This is a genomic window from Brevundimonas vesicularis NBRC 12165 (assembly GCF_001592205.1).
GTDB classification, from domain to species: Bacteria; Pseudomonadota; Alphaproteobacteria; order Caulobacterales; family Caulobacteraceae; genus Brevundimonas; species Brevundimonas vesicularis.
The window spans coordinates 44,550-63,791 of sequence record NZ_BCWM01000010.1 but is presented as its reverse complement, the minus strand read 5'-3'; the positions used below and the strand labels follow the sequence as shown (position 1 = coordinate 63,791).

General features: G+C 67.6%; 24 protein-coding genes and 1 tRNA gene. 10 read left to right on the top strand and 15 right to left on the bottom strand.

The window, feature by feature from the left end:
* Positions 1-14 precede the first annotated feature (14 nt).
* From BVE01S_RS09590 to BVE01S_RS09580, 3 genes are all read left to right on the top strand, one after another.
* Complete coding sequence (locus BVE01S_RS09590) at positions 15-1,328, top strand: ammonium transporter (protein ID WP_066626832.1); 1,314 nt, start codon at positions 15-17, stop codon at positions 1,326-1,328.
* 115 nt (positions 1,329-1,443) lie between these two features.
* A complete protein-coding gene (locus BVE01S_RS09585; protein WP_066626831.1) occupies positions 1,444-1,866 on the top strand; it encodes an Hsp20 family protein in 423 nt (140 codons plus the stop codon).
* Between the two features lie 64 nt (positions 1,867-1,930).
* Positions 1,931-2,182 (top strand): DUF1150 family protein, encoded by a 252-nt coding sequence (locus BVE01S_RS09580; protein ID WP_017506777.1) that lies wholly within the window; start codon positions 1,931-1,933, stop codon positions 2,180-2,182.
* A gap of 32 nt (positions 2,183-2,214) precedes the next feature.
* Here BVE01S_RS09580 and ptsN read toward each other — a convergent pair whose 3' ends face one another.
* The 8 genes from ptsN to BVE01S_RS09540 all read right to left on the bottom strand — a co-directional run bounded on the left by ptsN (position 2,215) and on the right by BVE01S_RS09540 (position 8,019).
* Entirely contained in the window at positions 2,215-2,682 is a 468-nt protein-coding gene (gene ptsN / locus BVE01S_RS09575) for a PTS IIA-like nitrogen regulatory protein PtsN (RefSeq protein WP_066554489.1), read from the bottom strand.
* Between the two features lie 78 nt (positions 2,683-2,760).
* Positions 2,761-3,405 carry a ribosome hibernation-promoting factor, HPF/YfiA family gene (gene hpf / locus BVE01S_RS09570; protein ID WP_066626829.1) on the bottom strand — a complete coding sequence of 215 codons (645 nt, stop codon included), beginning with the start codon at positions 3,403-3,405 and terminating at the stop codon, positions 2,761-2,763.
* A 74-nt stretch (positions 3,406-3,479) separates the two neighbouring features.
* Positions 3,480-4,979 carry an RNA polymerase factor sigma-54 gene (gene rpoN, locus BVE01S_RS09565; RefSeq protein ID WP_066626828.1) on the bottom strand — a complete coding sequence of 500 codons (1,500 nt, stop codon included), beginning with the start codon at positions 4,977-4,979 and terminating at the stop codon, positions 3,480-3,482.
* Positions 4,980-5,193: 214 nt separating this feature from the next.
* Positions 5,194-5,985 (bottom strand): LPS export ABC transporter ATP-binding protein, encoded by a 792-nt coding sequence (lptB, locus tag BVE01S_RS09560; RefSeq protein WP_174087076.1) that lies wholly within the window; start codon positions 5,983-5,985, stop codon positions 5,194-5,196.
* A 29-nt stretch (positions 5,986-6,014) separates the two neighbouring features.
* On the bottom strand, positions 6,015-6,509 hold the full coding sequence (locus BVE01S_RS09555) for an LptA/OstA family protein (protein ID WP_066626827.1): 495 nt from the start codon (positions 6,507-6,509) through the stop codon (positions 6,015-6,017).
* Positions 6,506-7,165, bottom strand: a complete 660-nt coding sequence (lptC, locus tag BVE01S_RS09550; protein WP_045809723.1) for an LPS export ABC transporter periplasmic protein LptC — start codon at positions 7,163-7,165, stop codon at positions 6,506-6,508. The genes BVE01S_RS09555 and lptC overlap by 4 nt, the downstream gene beginning before the upstream one ends.
* A gap of 7 nt (positions 7,166-7,172) precedes the next feature.
* Positions 7,173-7,787: a ribonuclease D gene (locus BVE01S_RS09545; protein ID WP_045809722.1), complete on the bottom strand. Its 615-nt coding sequence runs from the start codon at positions 7,785-7,787 to the stop codon at positions 7,173-7,175.
* A gap of 145 nt (positions 7,788-7,932) precedes the next feature.
* Positions 7,933-8,019, bottom strand: a tRNA-Leu gene (locus tag BVE01S_RS09540).
* 224 nt (positions 8,020-8,243) lie between these two features.
* On the opposite strand from BVE01S_RS09540, the gene BVE01S_RS09535 reads away from it, so the two are divergent.
* The 3 genes from BVE01S_RS09535 to BVE01S_RS16560 all read left to right on the top strand — a co-directional run bounded on the left by BVE01S_RS09535 (position 8,244) and on the right by BVE01S_RS16560 (position 11,128).
* A complete protein-coding gene (locus BVE01S_RS09535) occupies positions 8,244-9,104 on the top strand; it encodes a WecB/TagA/CpsF family glycosyltransferase (protein ID WP_066626826.1) in 861 nt (286 codons plus the stop codon).
* Between the two features lie 99 nt (positions 9,105-9,203).
* Positions 9,204-10,535, top strand: a complete 1,332-nt coding sequence (locus tag BVE01S_RS09530; RefSeq protein ID WP_146112033.1) for an FAD/NAD(P)-binding protein — start codon at positions 9,204-9,206, stop codon at positions 10,533-10,535.
* 50 nt (positions 10,536-10,585) lie between these two features.
* A complete protein-coding gene (locus tag BVE01S_RS16560; RefSeq protein WP_084375367.1) occupies positions 10,586-11,128 on the top strand; it encodes a polysaccharide biosynthesis/export family protein in 543 nt (180 codons plus the stop codon).
* A 7-nt stretch (positions 11,129-11,135) separates the two neighbouring features.
* On the opposite strand, the gene fliE is transcribed toward BVE01S_RS16560, so the two are convergent.
* Genes fliE through flgB form a run of 3 tightly spaced genes read right to left on the bottom strand, consistent with a single transcriptional unit; the run spans position 11,136 to position 12,310 of the window.
* Positions 11,136-11,450, bottom strand: coding sequence for a flagellar hook-basal body complex protein FliE (gene fliE, locus BVE01S_RS09520; RefSeq protein ID WP_066626823.1), 315 nt, complete (start codon positions 11,448-11,450; stop codon positions 11,136-11,138).
* A 10-nt stretch (positions 11,451-11,460) separates the two neighbouring features.
* Positions 11,461-11,880, bottom strand: a complete 420-nt coding sequence (gene flgC, locus BVE01S_RS09515) for a flagellar basal body rod protein FlgC (protein WP_369796239.1) — start codon at positions 11,878-11,880, stop codon at positions 11,461-11,463.
* Positions 11,881-11,905: 25 nt separating this feature from the next.
* Complete coding sequence (gene flgB, locus BVE01S_RS09510; RefSeq protein WP_017506835.1) at positions 11,906-12,310, bottom strand: flagellar basal body rod protein FlgB; 405 nt, start codon at positions 12,308-12,310, stop codon at positions 11,906-11,908.
* Positions 12,311-12,590: 280 nt separating this feature from the next.
* Between flgB and BVE01S_RS09505 the strand changes: the two genes are divergently transcribed.
* The 3 genes from BVE01S_RS09505 to BVE01S_RS09495 all read left to right on the top strand — a co-directional run bounded on the left by BVE01S_RS09505 (position 12,591) and on the right by BVE01S_RS09495 (position 14,083).
* Positions 12,591-12,881 carry a FliO/MopB family protein gene (locus BVE01S_RS09505; protein WP_017506836.1) on the top strand — a complete coding sequence of 97 codons (291 nt, stop codon included), beginning with the start codon at positions 12,591-12,593 and terminating at the stop codon, positions 12,879-12,881.
* Positions 12,878-13,690 (top strand): flagellar type III secretion system pore protein FliP, encoded by an 813-nt coding sequence (gene fliP, locus BVE01S_RS09500; RefSeq protein ID WP_039244769.1) that lies wholly within the window; start codon positions 12,878-12,880, stop codon positions 13,688-13,690. Before BVE01S_RS09505 ends, fliP begins: the two co-directional genes overlap by 4 nt.
* A 114-nt stretch (positions 13,691-13,804) precedes the next feature.
* A complete protein-coding gene (locus BVE01S_RS09495; RefSeq protein ID WP_017506838.1) occupies positions 13,805-14,083 on the top strand; it encodes an HU family DNA-binding protein in 279 nt (92 codons plus the stop codon).
* Between the two features lie 78 nt (positions 14,084-14,161).
* Here BVE01S_RS09495 and BVE01S_RS09490 read toward each other — a convergent pair whose 3' ends face one another.
* Entirely contained in the window at positions 14,162-17,011 is a 2,850-nt protein-coding gene (locus BVE01S_RS09490; protein WP_066626821.1) for a tetratricopeptide repeat protein, read from the bottom strand.
* 123 nt (positions 17,012-17,134) lie between these two features.
* Here BVE01S_RS09490 and BVE01S_RS09485 point away from each other — a divergent pair, with 123 nt between their 5' ends.
* Positions 17,135-17,524 carry a DUF983 domain-containing protein gene (locus tag BVE01S_RS09485; RefSeq protein ID WP_055753964.1) on the top strand — a complete coding sequence of 130 codons (390 nt, stop codon included), beginning with the start codon at positions 17,135-17,137 and terminating at the stop codon, positions 17,522-17,524.
* On the opposite strand, the gene BVE01S_RS09480 is transcribed toward BVE01S_RS09485, so the two are convergent.
* Genes BVE01S_RS09480 through BVE01S_RS09470 form a run of 3 tightly spaced genes read right to left on the bottom strand, consistent with a single transcriptional unit; the run spans position 17,521 to position 19,234 of the window.
* Entirely contained in the window at positions 17,521-18,096 is a 576-nt protein-coding gene (locus BVE01S_RS09480; protein ID WP_066626819.1) for a nucleotidyltransferase family protein, read from the bottom strand. The genes BVE01S_RS09485 and BVE01S_RS09480 overlap by 4 nt on opposite strands.
* Positions 18,093-18,893: a bifunctional hydroxymethylpyrimidine kinase/phosphomethylpyrimidine kinase gene (gene thiD / locus BVE01S_RS09475; protein ID WP_066626818.1), complete on the bottom strand. Its 801-nt coding sequence runs from the start codon at positions 18,891-18,893 to the stop codon at positions 18,093-18,095. The genes BVE01S_RS09480 and thiD overlap by 4 nt, the downstream gene beginning before the upstream one ends.
* Positions 18,890-19,234 (bottom strand): DMT family transporter, encoded by a 345-nt coding sequence (locus BVE01S_RS09470; RefSeq protein ID WP_066626817.1) that lies wholly within the window; start codon positions 19,232-19,234, stop codon positions 18,890-18,892. Before BVE01S_RS09470 ends, thiD begins: the two co-directional genes overlap by 4 nt.
* Positions 19,235-19,242: the final 8 nt, after the last annotated feature.

The following is a 19,242-nucleotide window of genomic DNA, read 5'->3' as shown; positions in this document are numbered from 1 at the left end:
CCCAGAAAGCCGCCATGACCCGATCCGCCCCCCTCGTCGTCACGCTCGTCGCCGGGGCGGCGGCTTTCGCCTCACCGGCCCTGGCGGCCCCATCCCTGCTGGCGCATCAGGCGCCGCTGGTCATCGATACGGCGGCGACGGCCTGGATCCTGACGTCGACGGCCCTGGTCCTGCTGATGACCCTGCCGGGTCTGGCCCTGTTCTACGGCGGCATGGTCAGGAAGAAGAACATCATCAGCGTCGTCGCCCAGTCGGCGGCCGCCTTCGCCATCGTCTCGGTCCTGTGGTTCCTGGTCGGCTACAGCCTGTCGTTCGGCAAGGGGCCGGACGCGATCAACGGCGTCATCGGCGGGGTTCAGGCGGCCTTCCTCAACGGCGTCACCGCCCGGACGGCCCACAGCCTGCTGCCCGGCCTGCCCGAACTGCTGTTCGTCAGCTTCCAGATGACCTTCGCCATCATCACCCCGGCCCTGATCGCCGGCGCCTTCGCCGAGCGGATGAAGTTCTCGGCCAGCCTGCTGTTCTTTGGCCTGTGGCACCTGATCGTCTATGCGCCGATCTGTCATCAGGTCTGGGGCGGGGGCTATCTGGGCGGGCTGGGCGTGCTCGACTTTGCGGGCGGCGCGGTCGTCCACGTCAACGCCGGTATCGCCGGCCTGGTCTGCGCCCTGGTGCTGGGGCCGCGTCACGGCTTCGGGCGCGACAACATGGCCCCCGCCAACCTGGTCTATAGCGCCATCGGCACAGGCCTGCTGCTGGTCGGCTGGCTGGGCTTCAACGCTGGATCGGCGGGCGCAGCCGATGCGCTGGCCGCCACCGCCGCGTTCAATACGATCCTGGCCGCCGGCAGCGCCGCCCTGGGCTGGATGACCATCGAATGGTTCGACCGCAAGCGTCCGACCCTGCTGGGCCTGTTGTCGGGCGTCGTCGGCGGTCTGGTCGCCATCACCCCCGCCGCCGGTTTCGTCGATCCCAAGGGCGCCTTCTTCATCGGCCTGATCGGCGGCCCGGCCTGCTATGCGGGCGCGGTCTGGCTGAAGCACGCGCTGAAATACGATGACAGCCTGGACGCCTTCGGGGTTCACGGTGTGGGCGGCATCGTCGGCGCCCTGCTGACCGGCGTCTTCGCCACGACAACCGTCAACGCCCTGTCGGAGGGGGCGACCGTGTGGAAACAGGCCGTCGGCCTGGTTGGCGTCATCGCATGGAGCGCGGTGGGCACCTTCGTCGTCCTGATGATCTGCAAGTTCACCACGGACCTGCGCGTCACCAAGGACGAAGAGGTCGAGGGGCTGGACTATACCCAGCACGGCGAGGCCATCCACTGACCCCACAGGCGCTGCCGGTTGATCCCGCCCTCGCCAGCCCCCATCTTCATCTGTGACGGACGGTCTTGCCGATTGCGGGAGACCGACCGCTCGGTCGCTGACGCAAGGACCCCAGATGACGACGACGCGCACCCTCCTGTTCGACAGCCCCTTTCTGCTGGGCTTTGACCACACCCGCGCCCTGATCGACCGCGCCGCCAAGGCTGCGGCCGAAAGCTATCCGCCCTACAATGTCGAACAGATCGGCGATGCGGGCGTCCGCATCAGCCTGGCCGTCGCCGGGTTTGCGCCGGACGAACTGTCCATAACCCTGGACGGCCGGCAGCTGACCATCGCCGGCAAGCGCGACGACGCCGGCAGGGGTGAACAGGCCTTTCTGCACCGCGGCATCGCGGCGCGCGGCTTCGTTCGCAACTTCGTCCTGGCCGACGGGCTGGAGGTTGAGGGCGCCCGACTGGAGCACGGCCTGCTCCACGTCGACCTGATCCGGCCCGAGGCCGAGCGCCAGGTGCGACGCATTCCGATCACGACCGGCTGAAAACCACAGCCATTCGAACCGCCCGGCGATCCGGGCGTTGTCAAATATGAAGGAGGCGGTCCTAATGACGCCGATGACGATGACCAAGGAAGACTTTGCCGGACTGGGCGCCCCCGACCTCGTCTATGTGCGCGAGATCAAGGCCTCGGACCTGCTTGAAGAAGCGGTCGAGATCAAGGACGTGGATCTGAACCCCGGCCAGATGCTCTATGCCGTACACAGCGCCGACGGCGAGCGTCTGGCGGTCATGATCGACCGCGACACCGCCTTCGCCGCCGCCGTGGCGCACGAGCTGGAGCCGGTTTCCGTTCACTGATCTGATGGATGGCGGCGCGCAGGCGCCGCCGTTCAGGCCGCCGTCGCGGCCGTGGCGTCCTTGACGAACAGGGCGCGGATCGCATCGGTCGTGCGCGCCTGTCTCAGCTGCTCTCGCAGTTCGGGCGACCGCAGCGCGCGCGACACCGCCGCCAATGCGCGCAGATGCTCGGCGCCCGCCTTGGGCGGGGCAAACAGACCGACAATTAGATCGACGGGCCGGTCGTCCACCGCGTCATAGGCCACAGGCGTATCCAGCCGCACGAACACCGCCGTCACCTTCTCGACCTCGGTAAGACGCGCGTGCGGCACCGCGACGCCGGACCCCAGCCCGGTCGATCCCAGCGTCTCGCGTTCCATCAAGGCGTCGAAAATACGGGCTTCGTCGATGCCCAGCGCATGCGAGGCCGCCTCGGCCAACGCGTGAAGCGCCTGTCGCTTGGACGACGCGCCGCTGCGCAGCACCACGCCCTTGGGCGCGAGCAGATCACCGATGTCCATTACACAACCTCGATACACGCAGCAGACAACGGCGCGGCCGCCCGTTTAGAGACAACCGCGCCGAAGTCAAACTGAGGCTTAGTTCACCGAACCGTTGGACTTGGCCGTCCGTTCGGGATCGATCCATCCCACATTGCCGTCCGGACGACGATAGACGACCGCCAGACCGCCGTGGGCCGCGTTGCGGAACAGCACGACCGGATAGCCCGTCATGTCCAGCTCCAGCACAGCCCGTCCGACCGTAATGGTGCGGATTTCGTGCTCGGTCTCGGCGATGACCATCCCCACCGGCGGCGGACCGTCGTTCTCGCCGGTGTCGCCGAAGACATCGTCTTCCACGCTGTCGGGATCACGCAGCACGATGCTGCGTGCGACTTCGCGGGCGGCGTTTTCGGTCTTCTCGGGCGACAGACCCTTGGGTCCGATGTGGTGGTCCTTGAGCCGGCGCTTGTAGCGGCGAACCCGCTTTTCGAGCCGATCCAGCGCCTCGGTGAAGGCCGAGTGGGCGTCGCTGCCCATTCCGGTCGTCACCAGGGTCTGGCCCGACGCGAGGCGGACCCAACAGTCCACCTTGAAGTTGTGGCCGTCCTTGGACACCACGACCTCGGCGTCTTCACCGCCTCGGGCGAAGTATTTTCCGACCCCGTCTTCGAGTTCCTGGGAGATGCGCGAGCCTAACGCTTCGCCGACATCCACTTGCTTGCCGCTGACTTGGACTTGCATGCTGATAGAACGCGCCCGACCCGATTTGGTGTCAATCCAGATCACCGATTTGTGGTCACGCTTGGCTGTGGATGTCAGCCGGTCTTCATCATCCGGCGGCGCTCGACCGAGGACGGAATCCTCAAGGCTTCCCGATATTTGGCCACGGTGCGGCGGGCGATGTCGATGCCCGTTTCCTTCAGGATTTCGACGATCCGGTCGTCGGACAAAACGTCACCTTCAACCCCCTCGCCATCGATCATGGATTTGATCTTGTGACGGACGGCTTCGGCCGAATGGGTCGATGCCCCGTCCACCGACTGGATGGCGGCGGTGAAGAAGAATTTCAGCTCGAACACGCCCCGCGGCGTGGCGATATATTTGTTCGAGGTGACGCGGCTGACGGTGGATTCGTGCATGCCGATGGCGTCGGCGACCGTCTTCAGATTGAGCGGTCTCAGGAACTCGACGCCGAAGGCCAGGAAGGCGTCCTGCTGGCGCACGATCTCGGATGAGACCTTCAGAATGGTCTTGGCCCGCTGATCCAGCGACTTGACCAGCCAGTTGGCCTGGGCGGCGCAGTCGGCGACGAAGGTCTTTTCGGTATCCGATCGCGCGCCGGCCTGAACCAGACCGTGATAGCGTTTATCGACCAACAGGCGCGGCAGGGTGTCGGCGTTCAGCTCGACCCGCCAGCCGCCGGCGGGGTCCGGCCTCACATGCACGTCGGGCACGACCGTCTGCGCCGGCTCGCCGCCGAAGCCTGCGCCCGGACGCGGCGTCAGCGCCCGCAATTCGGCGATCATGTCGGTCAAATCCTCGCCATCGACCTCGCAGACGCGGCGCAGGCCCGCCAGATCGCGCTTGGCCAGCAGGTCCAGATTGTCCAGCAGCGCCGCCATCGCCGGATCGAACCGGTTGCGCTCGATCAGTTGCAGCTTCAGGCATTCCGGCACCGACCGCGCCATGATCCCGGTCGGCTCAAAGCCGTGACAAACGCTCAGCACCGCCTCGATCCGCTCCAGCGGCACGCCCAGCCGGTCGGCGAATTCGGTGAGTTCCCCACGCAGATAGCCGCCCTCGTCGGTCGCATCGATCAGGGTCAGGGCGATGCCGTGGTCGGCCGGCGTCAGGCCCGCGCTCGACGCCTGGGCCTGAAGATGCTCCCACAGGGTCAGCTCGTGCGCGTCGGGCCGCTCGCCCTCACCCTCGAACATCTGGCCGCCCTTGCCGGCGCTGGACCAGTCCGACAGCCCCGGCTGGGCTTCGTCAGTCATCCGGTCGCTGGTGCGCTCGCCCGGCGCGGCGTCGCCATAGACATCGTCCGAACCCGCATCCATGCCGGACACGGCCTCATGGCCGACCCCGTCGCCGAACGACATTTCACCGTCCGCCGTCGCCTCGACGCGCTCGACCGGCTCGGGCGTGTCGCCCTCCGGCTCCTCGCGTTGCAGCAGCGGATTGCGTTCCAGCTCGGCCTCGACGAAGTCCTCAAGCTCGAGGTTCGACAGTTGCAGCAGCTTTATCGCCTGCTGCAGCTGGGGCGTGATGACCAGCCCCTGCCCTTGCCTGACCTCTAACCTTTGCCCGATCACGTTCGAAATCTTCCCGCCCGGCCGCCAAGTGGCCCGGAACTTGCTGGGACAGAATGTCGTCGAACCGGTTAACGCGAGACGAACGCGCTTTTTGTCTCCTCCTGTGCGCGCAGCGATGGGGAGGTGGCGCGGCGCTTTTCGCGCCGTGACGGAGCGGCTCTTCACCGTCTTGAAAGCGCCGGTGGGACTCACTGAGCCCCTCCACCGCTAATCGTCAGATGTAGTTTTCGCCCAGATACACCCGGCGCACTTCGGCGTCGTGGATCGCCTCGTCGGACGTGCCTTCGAACAGCACCGCGCCGTTCGAGATGATCGACACCCGGTCGGTGATGTCCAGGGTCTCGCGCACATTGTGGTCGGTGATCAGCACGCCGATGCCCTGGCTGGCCAGATAGCGAATCACGGTGCGGATGTCGGCGATGGCCAGGGGGTCGATGCCGGCGAAGGGTTCGTCCAGCAGCATGAAGGACGGCCGTCCGGCCAGCGCCCGCGCGATCTCCACCCGCCGACGCTCGCCGCCCGAGAGCGCCGTGGCCCGCGCGTGGCGTAGATGGTCGATGTGCAGTTCGTTCAGCAGCCGGTCGGTCTCGGCGCGGATCTGGTCGCGCGGATAGTTCAGCTCGACCACCGCCTTGACGTTCTGCTCGACCGTCATGCCGCGAAAGATCGAGGCTTCCTGCGCCAGATAGCCCAGGCCCATGCGGCTGCGCTGATACATCGGCTGGCCGGTGATGTTCTCGCCGTCCAGCCAGATCGCGCCCGAATCCGGTGGGATCAGGCCGGTGATCATGTAAAAGCAGGTCGTCTTGCCGGCCCCGTTGGGACCCAGCAGGCCCGCGACCTCGCCGCGCTGGACCGTCAGGGACACGTCGCGCACGACCTGACGCTGGCCGAACGACCGCGCCAGGTTCATCACCCGCAGGCCCTTTTCCGCAGGCGCGGGCGCCACGGCGGCCGGTTGCGGCCGCTCATCCAGGTTCAGGGCTGACAGTTCCTTGCGCGCCAAATGCTCAGGTCCGTGAAGGCCAGACGGCCTCAGTTGGAGTTGGGATAGAAGACGCCCTGCACGCGGCTTCCGGCGGCGCCGCGCGGCGCGCCGTCCATGCGGGCGGTCTCGGTGTTGATGTTGTAGACCAGGCGCGAGCCGGTCAGGACGTTCTTGCCCTGCGTCAGGATGACGTTGCCCGTCACCACGATCTCGCCGTTGCCCAGGTTGTAGACGGCGCGGTCGCCGCGCATCGACTGGTCGGGCGTCACGAAATAGACGGTGCCGCTGGCCTCGGCGCGTTGCAGATCGCCGCCCTCGCCGCTGACCAGGGTCAGGCTGTCGGCGCGGAAGCGGTTGCCGCCCTGCGTCGCCTCGGCCCGGCCGCGCAGGATGATGCGGTTGGGCGCGTATTCGACCGAGTCCGCGCCATAGGCGACGGGCTGATTGGTCGCCTGAGCCTGGGCATCGACCAGGGCCGGCATGCCCACGACGGCGGCCGCCGCGACAACGGCCAGCGTCTTCGAAATCTTCGTCACGATCATCCGCCTGACCCCTTGGGCGTCAGAACGCCCTTCACCTTGTTGTCGCCTGCGCCGTCGAACACGACGCGCTGTCCCTGATCGTAGATCGCATAGGACGATGCGTTGATGGTTCCAATAGGGCCGGAACCCTGAACGCCCTTTGAACCGGTGACGTTTCCGGTCGAGGTGTCGACCACCGCCTCGGGCGTGGTCAGGACGAAGCCCGTTCCCCCGTCCGAAATGCGCACGTTCGGACCGATCGTCACCGTCTTGGCCTGCTCGTCGTAGATGCCGCCGTCGGCGGTCAGTTCCGTGACCTTGCGCCCGCCCAGATTCAGCTTCAGCGCCGGGCCGATCAGTTTGAACTTGCCGGTATTGGGATCGCGCACGGCGCCTTGCGCGCCGACGGTGAAGGCTCTCCCTTGCGCGTCCTGACCGTGGAACAGGGGGGCGTCCAGGCGAACTTCCTGGCTCTGGCTGGCCTTGCGCTCCACCCCCGACATGACAGTGCGGAACACGGTCCAGGTCAGGGCGCCGCCCGCCAGCACCAGGATGACGATCGGCAGGACGCGGCGATAAAGCTTCACCCGCCGCGAGCGCGCACGCCAGCGGGCGCCGGCCAGGGCGACCCTGGCCTCGTCGGCCTCGATGCGGGACTGTTCGCCGTGTTCGGTCAAGCGCGCCTCAGCTGTGGGCGAAGATGTCGGTCTCGTCCCAGCCGGCCAGGTCGAGCGCCGACCGCGTCGGCAGGAAGTCGAAACATTCAGCGGCCAAATCGGTTCGCCCTTCGCGCGCCAGCATCATATCCAGCTTGGCCTTGGCCGCATGCAGATACAGGACGTCCGACGCCGCATAGTCCAGCTGCGCCTGGCTCAGCGTCTCGGCGCCCCAGTCCGAGGACTGCTGCGCCTTGGACAGGTCCACGCCCACCGTCTCGCGCACCACGTCCTTCAGCCCGTGCCGGTCAGTATAGGTGCGCGCCAGCTTGGAGGCGATCTTGGTGCAATAGACCGGTCGCGTCTCGACGCCGAGGTGCAGCAGGAACATGCCGATGTCGAACCGGCCGAAGTGGAAGATCTTGGTCACCGCCGGATCGGTCAGCACCCGCTTCAGGTTCGGACAGTCATAGGCGGGCCGGTTCAGCCGCACGACATGGGCGTTTCCGTCGCCCGACGACAGCTGCACCACGCACAGCGGATCGCGGCGAAAACGCAGGCCCATGGTCTCGGAATCGATGGCGACCTCGGACCCCAGGTCCAGATCGTCGGGCAGGTCGCCCTCATGCAGGTAAACGGTCATGCTCAGGCTCTTACACGGCGAACGCGGCGCGCGAAACGGGCAAGCTCAACCACGAACGGGCCTCAAGCAGCGGGGCGGCGCGCGCGAGGCGATAGGCCAAAACAAAGAAAGCGCCGCACCGTTCGGTGCGACGCTTTCTGAAAGATGGTGCCCAGAAGAGGACTCGAACCTCCACGGCCGTTAAGCCACTGGCACCTGAAGCCAGCGCGTCTACCAATTCCGCCATCTGGGCCCCGTCGGCAGCGCCTTGCGGCGTTTCCATCGGGAAGGCGCGGACCTCTAAGGGAGGCTCCGGGCGGGGTCAACAAGGATTTTTCGCCTTTGCGAGATTTCTTGCGCACGCAGCGCGGCAAGCCTGGCCGCACGTCGTTTTCGATCCGCGTTCGGCGGCGCCTTAATGGGCGCTAAGCCTGTTTTCTAACCCCGTCTTGAGGCAAGGTCGCCTAGAAGCGCCTCATGGCGGACCCGTCTCTCAGCCCCTCTGCGCCAGAGCGCTTCGTCCCGGAGCGCCGCGCCCGGCCGCGCGCGCCGTTCCGCCAGAACCGCCGCGCCCACGAGCGGGTCACGATCCTGGGGCAATCGATGGATCTGGTGAAGCCGGAGGAGGTGCTGCACCACATTCAGCAGGCGGTGCGACAGGGGGCAAAGAGCCTGATCGCCAATCACAATCTGCACAGCCTTTATCTGATGCGGAAGCGACCGGAACTCGGCGCCTTCTACGACAGGGCCGATTTGATCGAGGTCGATTCGACGCCGCTTCTGGCCTTCTCGCGCGCCCTGGGCCTGCACAGCCGGGGCTTTCACCGCTGCACCTATCTGGACTGGCGCGACCATTTCTGGAGCGTGGCGAACCGTCAGGGCTGGCGCGTCCTGTCCGTCGGCGGCGCGCCTGGCGTCGGCGACGAGGCGGCCCGCCGGCTGAAGCTCCGCTATCCGGACGCCGACATCGCCATCCACCACGGCTTCTTCAACGCCCGCCCCGGTTCGTCCGAGAACGCCGCCGTCCTGGATCGGATCACGGCCTTCCAGCCCAATATCCTGTTCGTCGGCATGGGAATGCCGCGCCAGGAGCTATGGATCGCCGAAAACTTCGAGCGCCTGCCCGATTGCGTCATCCTGTCGGTCGGCGCCGCCTTCGACTATGAGGCGGGGGTTCAAAGCGCGGCCCCGCGCTGGATGGGACGTGCCGGAATCGAATGGGCCTATCGCCTGCTGCACGATCCGAAACGGCTGTTCGTCCGCTACTGCGTCGAGCCCTGGACGCTGCTCCCGCTGGCGGTGCGCGATATCCGCCAGGCCAGGGGTCGCAGCCGCTGATCACGCTATTCCTACTGGTCAGATAGATATTTATCGCCATGATCCCTCTGGATCGCCGCGTGTTATCGACAGCGACGGAAACAGAAAACGGGGGTGCGCGTGCCGCAGCAGAATGGACCGCATGTCGCCATCGTCGGCGCGGGTTTCAGCGGCCTGCTGACCGCCGTCAATCTGCTGAAGGCCTCGCGCGATGTGCGCGTCACCCTGATCGAACGGCGCGGCGTTTTCGGTCCCGGCACCGCCTATGACACCGGAAATCCCGGCCATCTGCTGAACGTCCGCCTGGACAATATGAGCGCCTTTCCCGACCAGCCCAGTCACCTCGCCGACTGGTTGGCCGAACAGCCGTCGTGGCGCGCCCAGGACGGCTTCATCACTCGCGGCGTCTACGGCGACTATCTTCAGGCCTTGCTGGACGAGGCGCTGGACGACGCCCCCGACCGACTGAACCTGATCGGCGCCGAGGCTCAGTCCATAGATCGCCAGGACGACGGCTGGCGTATCCTGACCAGCGACGGACAGATCGCGGCCGATCAGGTCGTGCTGGCGCTGGGCAATCTGGAGCCCGCCTCGCCCCCCGGCGTCGAGGACGCGGTGCGCGCCTCCCCTGCCTATGTCGAAAACCCCTGGAGGTTCGATCCTCAGACGGCGCGAGACGCCCGCAACGTCCTGCTGATCGGTTCGGGCCTGACAATGGTGGATGCGGCCATCACCCTGCGCCGGCCCGGACGCCGCCTGACCGCCCTGTCGCGTCACGGCCTTTTGCCCCGCGCCCACGCGACCGTTCCGCCCACGCCCTATGTCGGCGCCTTTTCGGGCAGCCCGGCCGAAATCCTGCGCCAGATCCGCGCCGCGACAGCCGAGGCCAATTGGCGCGCCGTGTTCGACCGCCTGCGCCATTCCGCGCGCGACATTTGGCGCGGCTGGTCGCGGGTCGAGCGCAGCCGCTTCCTGCGCCATCTGCGCCCCCTGTGGGACGTGCATCGTCACCGCCTGTCGCCCGGCCCGGCCCGCGACATCCATTCCATGCTGGCCGGCGGCGAACTGACGATCCTGGCCGGCAAGCTGACCGAGCTGAAGGCCACCGACGTCATCGAGGTCTCGTGGCGTCCACGCGGAAAAAAGCGCGCCATCAAGGAGCGGTTCGACCTGGTCGTGAACTGCACCGGGCCCCTGGGCGTGATCTCCAAGAGCACCGAGCCGATGATCCGCGACATCCTGGACAAGGGTTACGGTCGCCCCGACCCCTTGGGCCTGGGCCTGCAGGTCGATGACGAGGGCGGTCTGCTGGACGGCGCGGGCGCACCCGCGCGCGGCCTTCACGCCATCGGCCCCCTGACCCGCGGCGCCTTCTGGGAGATGACGGCCGTGCCCGACCTGCGCGGCCAGGCCCGCGATCTGGCCGCCCGTATCCTGTCGGACCGCCCCTAGACCGGAACAACCGAAGCGTTTAGCCTTCACACTTGAAACGATCAGGGGCGATGACAGTGGGGGCAAGAAAAGGCATCGGCCTGCTGGTCGCGATCCTGTCGCTGGGCCTGACGGCCTTTGCGCCTCAGAGCGTGTCGGACTATCGGCTTGCCTCTGCCGACAAGGTGCGCATCGACGTCTTCGGCGAGGCGGCGCTGGGCGGCGAGTTCGTGATCGACGCCAACGGCCGGATCGCCCTGCCGCTGATCGGCGAGGTTCAGGCTGCCGGCCTGACAGGCGCCCAGCTTCAGGACGCCGTCGCTCAAGCCTTGAGCCAGGGCTATCTGAACCAGCCGCGCGTCACCGCCCAGGTCCTGACCTATCGGCCGATCTACATCCTGGGCGAGGTCAATCGGCCAGGTGAATACCCCTATCTCCCGGACCTGACGGTGTTGAACGCCGTGGCGACGGCCCAGGGCTTCACCTATCGCGCCAACACGCGCCGCGTCTTCGTGCGTCGCGCCGGATCACAGGTCGAAGAGGCCCAGCCGCTGACCGCCGATGCGCGTGTTTCGCCCGGCGACACCCTGCGGATCGGCGAACGTTATTTCTGACCTGCCGTCAGATCGGCATCGCCATGATTTCCTTATAGGCGGAAATCACCTGATCGCGGACCGAGATCACCGTTTCCAGGGACGCCTCGGCCGAGCTCAGCGCCGTGACCACGTCGATCAGATTGCCCTGGCCCTGAACCGAGCGGGTCATCTGGGTTTCGGCCGCGCGCGACTGCTGGGTCATGTCGGTCATGGCGTTCTTGACCAGGTCGGCGAAGCCGCCGTCCCCGACGCCGGGCGCCTGGGCTGCGCCTGAAAGTCCGGTCGGCATGGCGCCGCCTTGGACGGCGGCATAGGCCTTGGCGGCCATCATCGGGTTCATGGCCTAGCCCTCAGCGTTTGATGATGTCGAGGGTGCGGCTGTCCATCGACCGCGCCGTCTCGATGACGTTCAGATTGGCCTCATAGGCGCGCTGCGCCTCGCGCATGTCCATCGCCTCGACCAGGGTGTCGACATTGGGCCGCATTACATAGCCTTGCGCGTTCGCAGCCGGGTGCGACGGGTCATAGTCCATCTTGAAGTCGCCCTGGTCGGGCCGGACCTCGGCCAGGGTGACGCCGGTCGCACCATCGACTTCGCGCGCCTGGAAGACCGGGATCTGGCGGCGATAGGGTTCGCCGCCCGGCGTGCGCGCCGTCGACTGGGCGTTGGCGATGTTCTCGGCGATCACGCGCATGCGCGACTGCTGCGCCTTCAGGGCCGAGGCCGCCACCGCCATGGCGCTGTTCGAAGGGGGGATGGGATCAGGCATGGGTCAGTCCTTCTCGGCCATCGGCTCAGGCGCCCGGCCGCTTGGCGGCCATGCGGATCATCGACATGGATTTCTGGTAGAAGCCAATGGCGGCGTCATACGCCATGCGGCTCTCGGCCATCTTCAGCATCTGCTCTTCGACCACCACCGAGTTGCCGTCCAGCGTGGTCTCCGAATCGGGGGCCTTGGTCGGAGCGAACCGCACCGGCGAACCGGCCGGCGCGATATGGGCCGCATTGGTGCGCACCATCTGCAGCCCCCCGCCCGAGCGCATGGCGGCGGCGAAGTCGGTCGGCTGTTTCAGGTCGCGCCCGACGAAGCCCGGCGTATCGGCGTTGGCGACGTTCTCGGCGATGACCCGCTGGCGCGCGTCCAGCCAGCCCAGCCGGCCCTTGATCTGCCCCAGCAGCGGTATGTCGGCGACGCCCATGGCGGTCTCCCGTGCGACGCGAATGCGCGCGATGGGCAGAAAATGCCGCCTGGATGGTTAATAGGGGGTTATCTCAACGGGTCGTTAACCGTGCTGGTTAACATTCAGGGTCTAGAGCCTGATCGATTGAGGAGGAATCGCTTCGCGATTCCGACGATGCCGTGAATCAGGCTCCAGATTTATGCGAGAGCGTGATTCACGCTTCTGCCGGAACCGCCGTAGCGGTTCCTCCAGAAACGATCACGCTCAAGCGCGGACTGCGCGGGGCCTTTGCAGCGTCATGAATTTCCTCGATCTCGCCCGGGCGGTCTTCGGCCTGGCCTTCACCCTCGGCCTGATCGGGATCGCGGCCTGGGCTGCGCGCCGCTATGCGCCGCAAATCCTGGCTCGGCTGAATGCGGAGCGCGGCGAGCGCCGGCTTCAGGTCGTCGAGACCCTGGTGCTGGACCCCGCCCGTCGCCTCGTTCTGGTCCGCGTCGACGACGAGGAGCGGCTGATCCTGCTGGGCGAAGGCCGTGAACTGATCGAACCGCGTCAGCCCCCTCTCGGCAAAGTGGGAGGCGGCCAGTGAAGCCCGCCGTCTTCGTCAAGCCGACCGGCGCCGAGCTGAAACGCGCGGCCCTGCTGTCGCTGTTCACCACTCTGGTCTGCCTGGCCTGGCCTGTCGCGGCCCTGGCCCAGCAGGCGGCGCAAAGCGGCTCGGCCCTCAACATCGATCTGGGCACCGGCGCCGGCCTGACCCAGCGCGTGGTCCAGCTGGTCGGTCTGATGACCGTCCTCTCCTTGGCGCCGTCGATCGTCATCATGACGACCAGCTTCGTGCGGATCATCGTGGTCCTGTCGCTGCTGCGCACGGCGCTGGGCCTTCAACAGTCGCCGCCGAACGCCGTCCTGGTGTCCTTGTCGCTGTTCCTCAGCGCCATCGTCATGGCCCCGACCTGGCAGGACGCCTATGATTCGGGCATCCGTCCGCTGATGGATCAGCAGATTGAATTGCCCCAGGCCTTCGATCAGGCGTCCGAACCCGTAAAAACCTTCATGCTGGCCCAGGTGGACCGCGGGGACCTCGCCCTGTTCACCCGGCTGTCGAAGATCGACCCGCCCCAGAACGTCCAGGACCTGCCCCTGCGTGTGGTCACCCCGGCCTTCATGATCAGCGAGCTGAAGAAGGCGTTCGAGATCGGATTTCTCCTTTTCGTTCCGTTCCTTGTGATCGATCTGGTGGTGGCCAGCGTGCTGATGTCCATGGGCATGATGATGCTCCCTCCGGTGGTGGTTTCCCTCCCCTTCAAGTTGATCTTCTTCGTGCTGGTGGACGGCTGGCGACTGGTCGCCGGAAGCCTGGTCGAAAGCTTCCAGCGGGCGTCCGGTACCGGATAATCCCCCGCCCCATATGGCTTTAAGCGTCATCGGCGCTTGCAAAGCGTATGGAAATCCGTGTTGATCCCCCGGTCCTCGCTCGGAATCGGGCGACTAACACTGGAAACGCTTCTTATGACCACTCAAGCCGAACTGATCGCCGCCGTCGCCAAAGACGCTGGTGTTTCGCAGGCCGACGCCGGCAAGGTGCTGACCGCGATCGTCGAAAACATCCACTCGACCCTGAAGTCGGGCGGCGACATCCGCATCTCGAACCTGGGCGTCTTCGACACCGCCGACCGCGCTGAGCGCGAAGGCCGCAACCCGGCTACCGGCGCGACCATCAAGATCGCCGCCTCCAAGGCCGTGCGCTTCCGCGTCTCCAAGCCGCTGAAGGACGCCGTCAACGGCTAAGCCTTTTCGGTCCTGCGATGCAGGACCGGCAATGCTCGACGGGCGGGGGTCGCGATGCGATCTCCGCCCGTTTCAATTTCAGGCGGCGCTCTTCGCGTCAGCTTCTTTTCTGAACGCCTGTTTGGCGCTGTTGACCCAGCCGACGAAGGTGTCGGCCTGGCTGGACAGATTGGCGAAGTCGCCCGTTCCCGCCACGCCCGACAGATTGTCGTCCAGCGCGACCCGCAGCGCCGCCGCCGAACGCGCGCCGGGAACCATCGGCCCAAAGCGCCCGCTCAGCCGCTGCAGCGCGGCCCTATCGCCCGCCAGCGAATAGCCGACGCCCGCCCGGATCAGCCAGCTTTCCTCGGCCGGCGTCAGCGGCGTGGTCGCGGTCTTGTAGCGATCGCCCAGCCGCGCCTCATAGATCGGCGCCGCCTCGCCCCACTTCTGCTGCTTCCAGAAGATGTCAGCCCGCACCTCGCGCGCCGGGTTCGACTGATCCCGGTCCAGCACCTCCAGCGCATGGTCGAACCGGCCCAGATCCATGAGGGCGCGCGCCTCCAGCGCCCGGCGCTCGCTGTTCATCGCATTGGGCAGCAGGGTGGTGCGCGAGCCCCAGATGGCCTGCAACGCCTTCTCCGGCTGGCGGTCCATCAGATAGACGGTGGCCAGATTGGTCGCGACCTGGGCCTTGGCCACCCCGTCCAGACGCTCGTCCACCTGATGCTTCAGCAGCTCGGCGGCCTGATCCAGCAGGTCCACGTCGATAAGCCGGCGCGACAGACGCCGCACCATCTCGTCGCCGTCCGCCCCGATCGGGGTCAGTTCGCGGAAGTCATAGAACAGCGCCAGCGCCTGCACCGGCTGCAAACCGTCCGCCGCCCCGTCCAGGAACAGGGCGCGGAAGGCGTTGGCCTGATCCGCCTGCACCTCGGCTGCGCCCGGCACGCCGGCCATCCGCTTGCCCGCGCCGCGCAGGGCGTCCAGCGCCTCGCGATATCGCCCCTGCTGCAGATAGATGCCCGACAGTTTGCGCACGACCGCCATCTCGGTCGCATCCCCGCGCCAGCGCCATTTCAGCTGTTCCAGCTGGGCCGTCGCCTGATCCGGCGTGATCGCGCCCTTGTCCAGCTCCAGGCCGATGGCGCCCAGTTTCGCCGGCGTCGCGATCCCGTCCAGCGGCGCGCGCGCCACGGCCTTGTAGACCGCCAGCGCCCGGTTCTTGTCGCCGTTCAGCTCGAACATCCGGGCCTGCACCAGCCGCGCGGTCAGTTGATCGACCGCCGGCGCATCCTGGCTGAACACATAGGCCAACAGCTGCTGGGCGGCGGCGAGATCGTTCAACTGGATCGCGGCCATGGCGTGGGCCGCGCCGAACCGGGCGCGCCATTCCTTGGGGAAGCTGTCGATGGCCGGGGCGCCGGCGGCGAAGTTGCGACGCGCCCCCTCCCAGTCGCCCATCTCCGAAGCGATGTAGCCCAGCCAGACCTTGGTCGCCGGATCGTTTGCCAGGGCGGCGCCCGCGAAATCGACCTGGGCCTCCTCCAGCCGCCCGACGCCGACGCGCGCCACGCCGCGCAGGCCGCGCACTTCGGGCTCGCCTTGCAGATTGGGCGCCTTGGCGATCAGGGCGTTCAGCACCCCGATGGCCTCATAGTTCAGGCCCGACCCGACCAGGAACCGCGCCAGCGCTATCCGCGCCTCGATCGGCGCGCGCGGATTGTCCGCCGCCGCGATCGTCTCCAGCCCCGCTGCGTCTTGCAGCCGGCGATAGCGGTCCGAGAATCCCGCCTCGCCCGTCGCGGCCCAGGTCTCGTCGATCAGCGCCGGATAGGCCGCCCGCTTGGGCGCTTCCGCATTGTGGTCGCCCGTCTCCAGCCCGGCCGCCGGCGACGACAGCGCCAGCCCCTTGGGCCGGCTCAGCGTCACCAGATCGCCCTCCGCCTCGATCTTCAGGTCGTCAGCCGCCGTCTCCACGGCCAGACCCTGCGCCGTCGGGATCAGGCTCAGATCGACCGTGCGCCGTCCGCCGGCGTAACCCTTGCCGGGCGCCAGGGCCGTCACCGCCGCGAACCGGTCCCCGACCAGCGGATCGGTCAGCCAGACTGCCTTGGTCGCCCCGGCCATCTGCGCCACCAGCACCGGCGCGCCGTCGTCGGACCGGCCAACCTCGACCCCGCCCGCCGCACCGTCTGGGCCGCCCAGGGTCACGGTCCAGGTCCCGCCCTGCCCCTGCGCCGAGACGCCCAGCCCTTCGGGTTCGGCGATCCTCAGAGCTGTATAGCCCGGCCCGGCCGCCCACTGGGCGTTCTTGGCCGATCCCAGCGCCTTGGCGCCGCTCATATCCATGCGGGCGGCGGTGTCGAACACGACCCATACGGCATCGCCACGGCGGAAGACGGCCGCCCCCACCGGCGCGCCCCAGTCGAAGGTCAGGACCGTCTTGCCGCCGGCCGTCTCGGCCCGCACCGGCACCACGGCCTTGGTCGTCTGCGGCGCGGCGGCGTCCCCGCCCTCCGGCGCCTTGCCGGGCGCATAGAGGTTCAGCCACACCGCCCCGTCCGCTACGCCCGAGCGCGCATCCGCACCCTGTTCCAGCGTCAGGATCAGGTCCGTGCCGCCCGCGCCCCGGCTCGGCCGCGTCTCGACCGACTTCACCCCGGCCGGCGGATCGACCTTCAATCGCGAGACGTCGGGCGCGGCGGTGGTCCCCAGCCGAACGACGACCTTGTCGCCCTCGCGGCTGATGCGCGAGCGCACCCCGATCACGCCGCCGAACTCAACCCGCGTGAACTCGGCGTTTGCGCCGATATTGATGGACAGCGGATCGCGCGACCGCCCGACTTCCTGGGCCAGCGGCGCCATCGGCGCGAACACGACGGCGCCGGCCGTGGCGGCGGCCACGGTCGTCTTCAGGATGCGCTTTGTCGGCGAGGCCCCGGACATATCTCCCGACCCATGCCGCACAAGGCCTTTAATCGCGGTTAACCGCCGTTCACCGTGATGATGGATGGCGTTAGGACAACCGGTCCACGCGACAGCGCCGTATTAAGCGCCCATAGTCGTCCCATGACCGATTATCCGCGCCTCAGCACCCTGAAGACCGGCCTGGCCTGTCGCTGCCCCCGCTGTGGCAAGGGACCGCTGTTCAAAGGCTACCTGACGCTACAGACGGAATGTCCGGAGTGTGGGCTCAGCTACGCCTTCGCCGATCCGGCGGACGGCCCGGCCTTCTTCGTCATGACGGCGGTCGGGGTGGTGGGGATGATCCTGCTGATGGTGTTCGACTTCACCGTCCACCCGCCGATATGGGTGCATCTGGTCGTGACCCTGCCGATCCTGGTCGCCCTGTGCCTGGGCTGCCTGCGCCCCTTCAAGGCCTGGCTGGTCGCCGAACAATATGTCCACAAGGCCGCCCCGCCCGAGTTCTCCTCGAACGGCAAGCACGGGCCCTTCTAGGGTTCGATCACCGTCAGCTCGGGCCAGCGCGCCCGCGCGCTGTCGACGGCCTTGGCCCAGCCCTTGGCCACCGGCCGGCTTGGGTTGGGTCGGATCGTCAGGGCGAACACATCCTCCAGCCCGAAAGGCCCGGCGATGCTGAGGCTGTCGTCCGCCTCCAGCCGCACCCCGACCGCAAAGGTCGGCGCCACGAACCGCCCCAGCGCCTCATCCGTCGAATGCAACGGCGCATAGGGTTCGCCGAACCGGTTCTTGAACCACAGGTGCACCCGCGCCTGGTTGCGGACCTCGACTTGGCTGCGGAACGGTTCGTCGAAGGCGGCGGCGACGCGTTTGATGACGACGTCCTCAGCCTCGTAGGACAGGTCCGACGCGTCGAAATAGGCCAGGTCGTAGTCCTTGACCCCATAGCCCGCCGGCCGCCCCGTCCTGGCGTTCCACACGGCCTGATAGACCGCCCCCGACACCAGCCGCCAGTCGGGCAGGTCCAGCGCCCGGACGGTCGTCAGGACGTACATCAGGCCAGCGTCGGCGCGCACGATGGCGGCCAGTTCCGCCTCCAGCTCGCTCATCCCCGCACCGGCCAGCCGTGGTCCAGCGGCCCGTGTCCGCCGCCCAGGCCCGGCGCCCGGCGGATCGCCTCGCCGACATAGGCCCAGGCCTCCGCCACCGCGACCTCCAGCGGCCGCCCCATCGCCAGCCCGGCTGCACAGGCGCTGGCCAGGGTGCAGCCGGTGCCGTGGGTGTGGCGGGTGTCGACCCGTTCAGCCTCCAGCACCGTCTCGCCGTCTGCGGTCATCAGCAGGTCGATCACCGTCGGCCCCGACACATGCCCGCCCTTCATCAGCACCGCCCGCGCCCCCATGGCCAGCAGCGCCTCGCCCGCCCGCCTCTGGCCGTCCAGCTCGTGGACCGCAAAGCCCGTCAGGGCCTCGGCCTCGGGCGCATTGGGCGTCAGCAGGGCCGCGCGCGGGATCATCAGGCGCTTCACCGCCTCGACCGCCGCATCCGGCAACAGCGGGTGCCCGCCCTTGGCCACCATGACCGGGTCGACCACCGCCGGGGCGTCCGCTTCGTCCAGCAGGGCCGCGACCGTCTCGACCACCTCGACCGAGCCCAGCATGCCGGTTTTGACCGCATCGGTCCCGATGTCCTCCAGCACCGCCCGCGCCTGTGCTGCGATCAGATCGAGCGGCAGCGGATGGACCCCGTGGACCCCCAGGGTGTTCTGCACCGTGATGGCCGTGATCGCGGTGGCGGCGAACCCGCCCATCATCGTCACGGCCTTGATGTCGGCCTGGATGCCCGCGCCGCCGCCCGAGTCCGACCCTGCCAGGATCAAGACGCGTCCTTGATGAAGCGCGCTCATGCCGCCGCTCCCGAAAACAGTTTCAGCCCGACAATGCCCGCCACGATCAGCAGGATGCACACGGCCCTGACCGCCGTCGCCGGCTCGCCATAAACGAGGATGCCGACCACCGCCGCGCCCACCGCCCCGATGCCGGTCCACACTGCATAGGCCGTGCCGATCGGCAGCTTCTGCGTGGCGACCCACAACAGCATCATGCTACCCGCCAGCGCGATCAGAACCCCCAGCGAGGTCCACGGCCGGCTGACGCCCACATTCTTGAGGCCCGAGGCCCACAGGACCTCCAGCAGACCGGCGACGACCAGCGTCGCCCACGGATTGATCGACATCACCCAGGACATGGCGACCA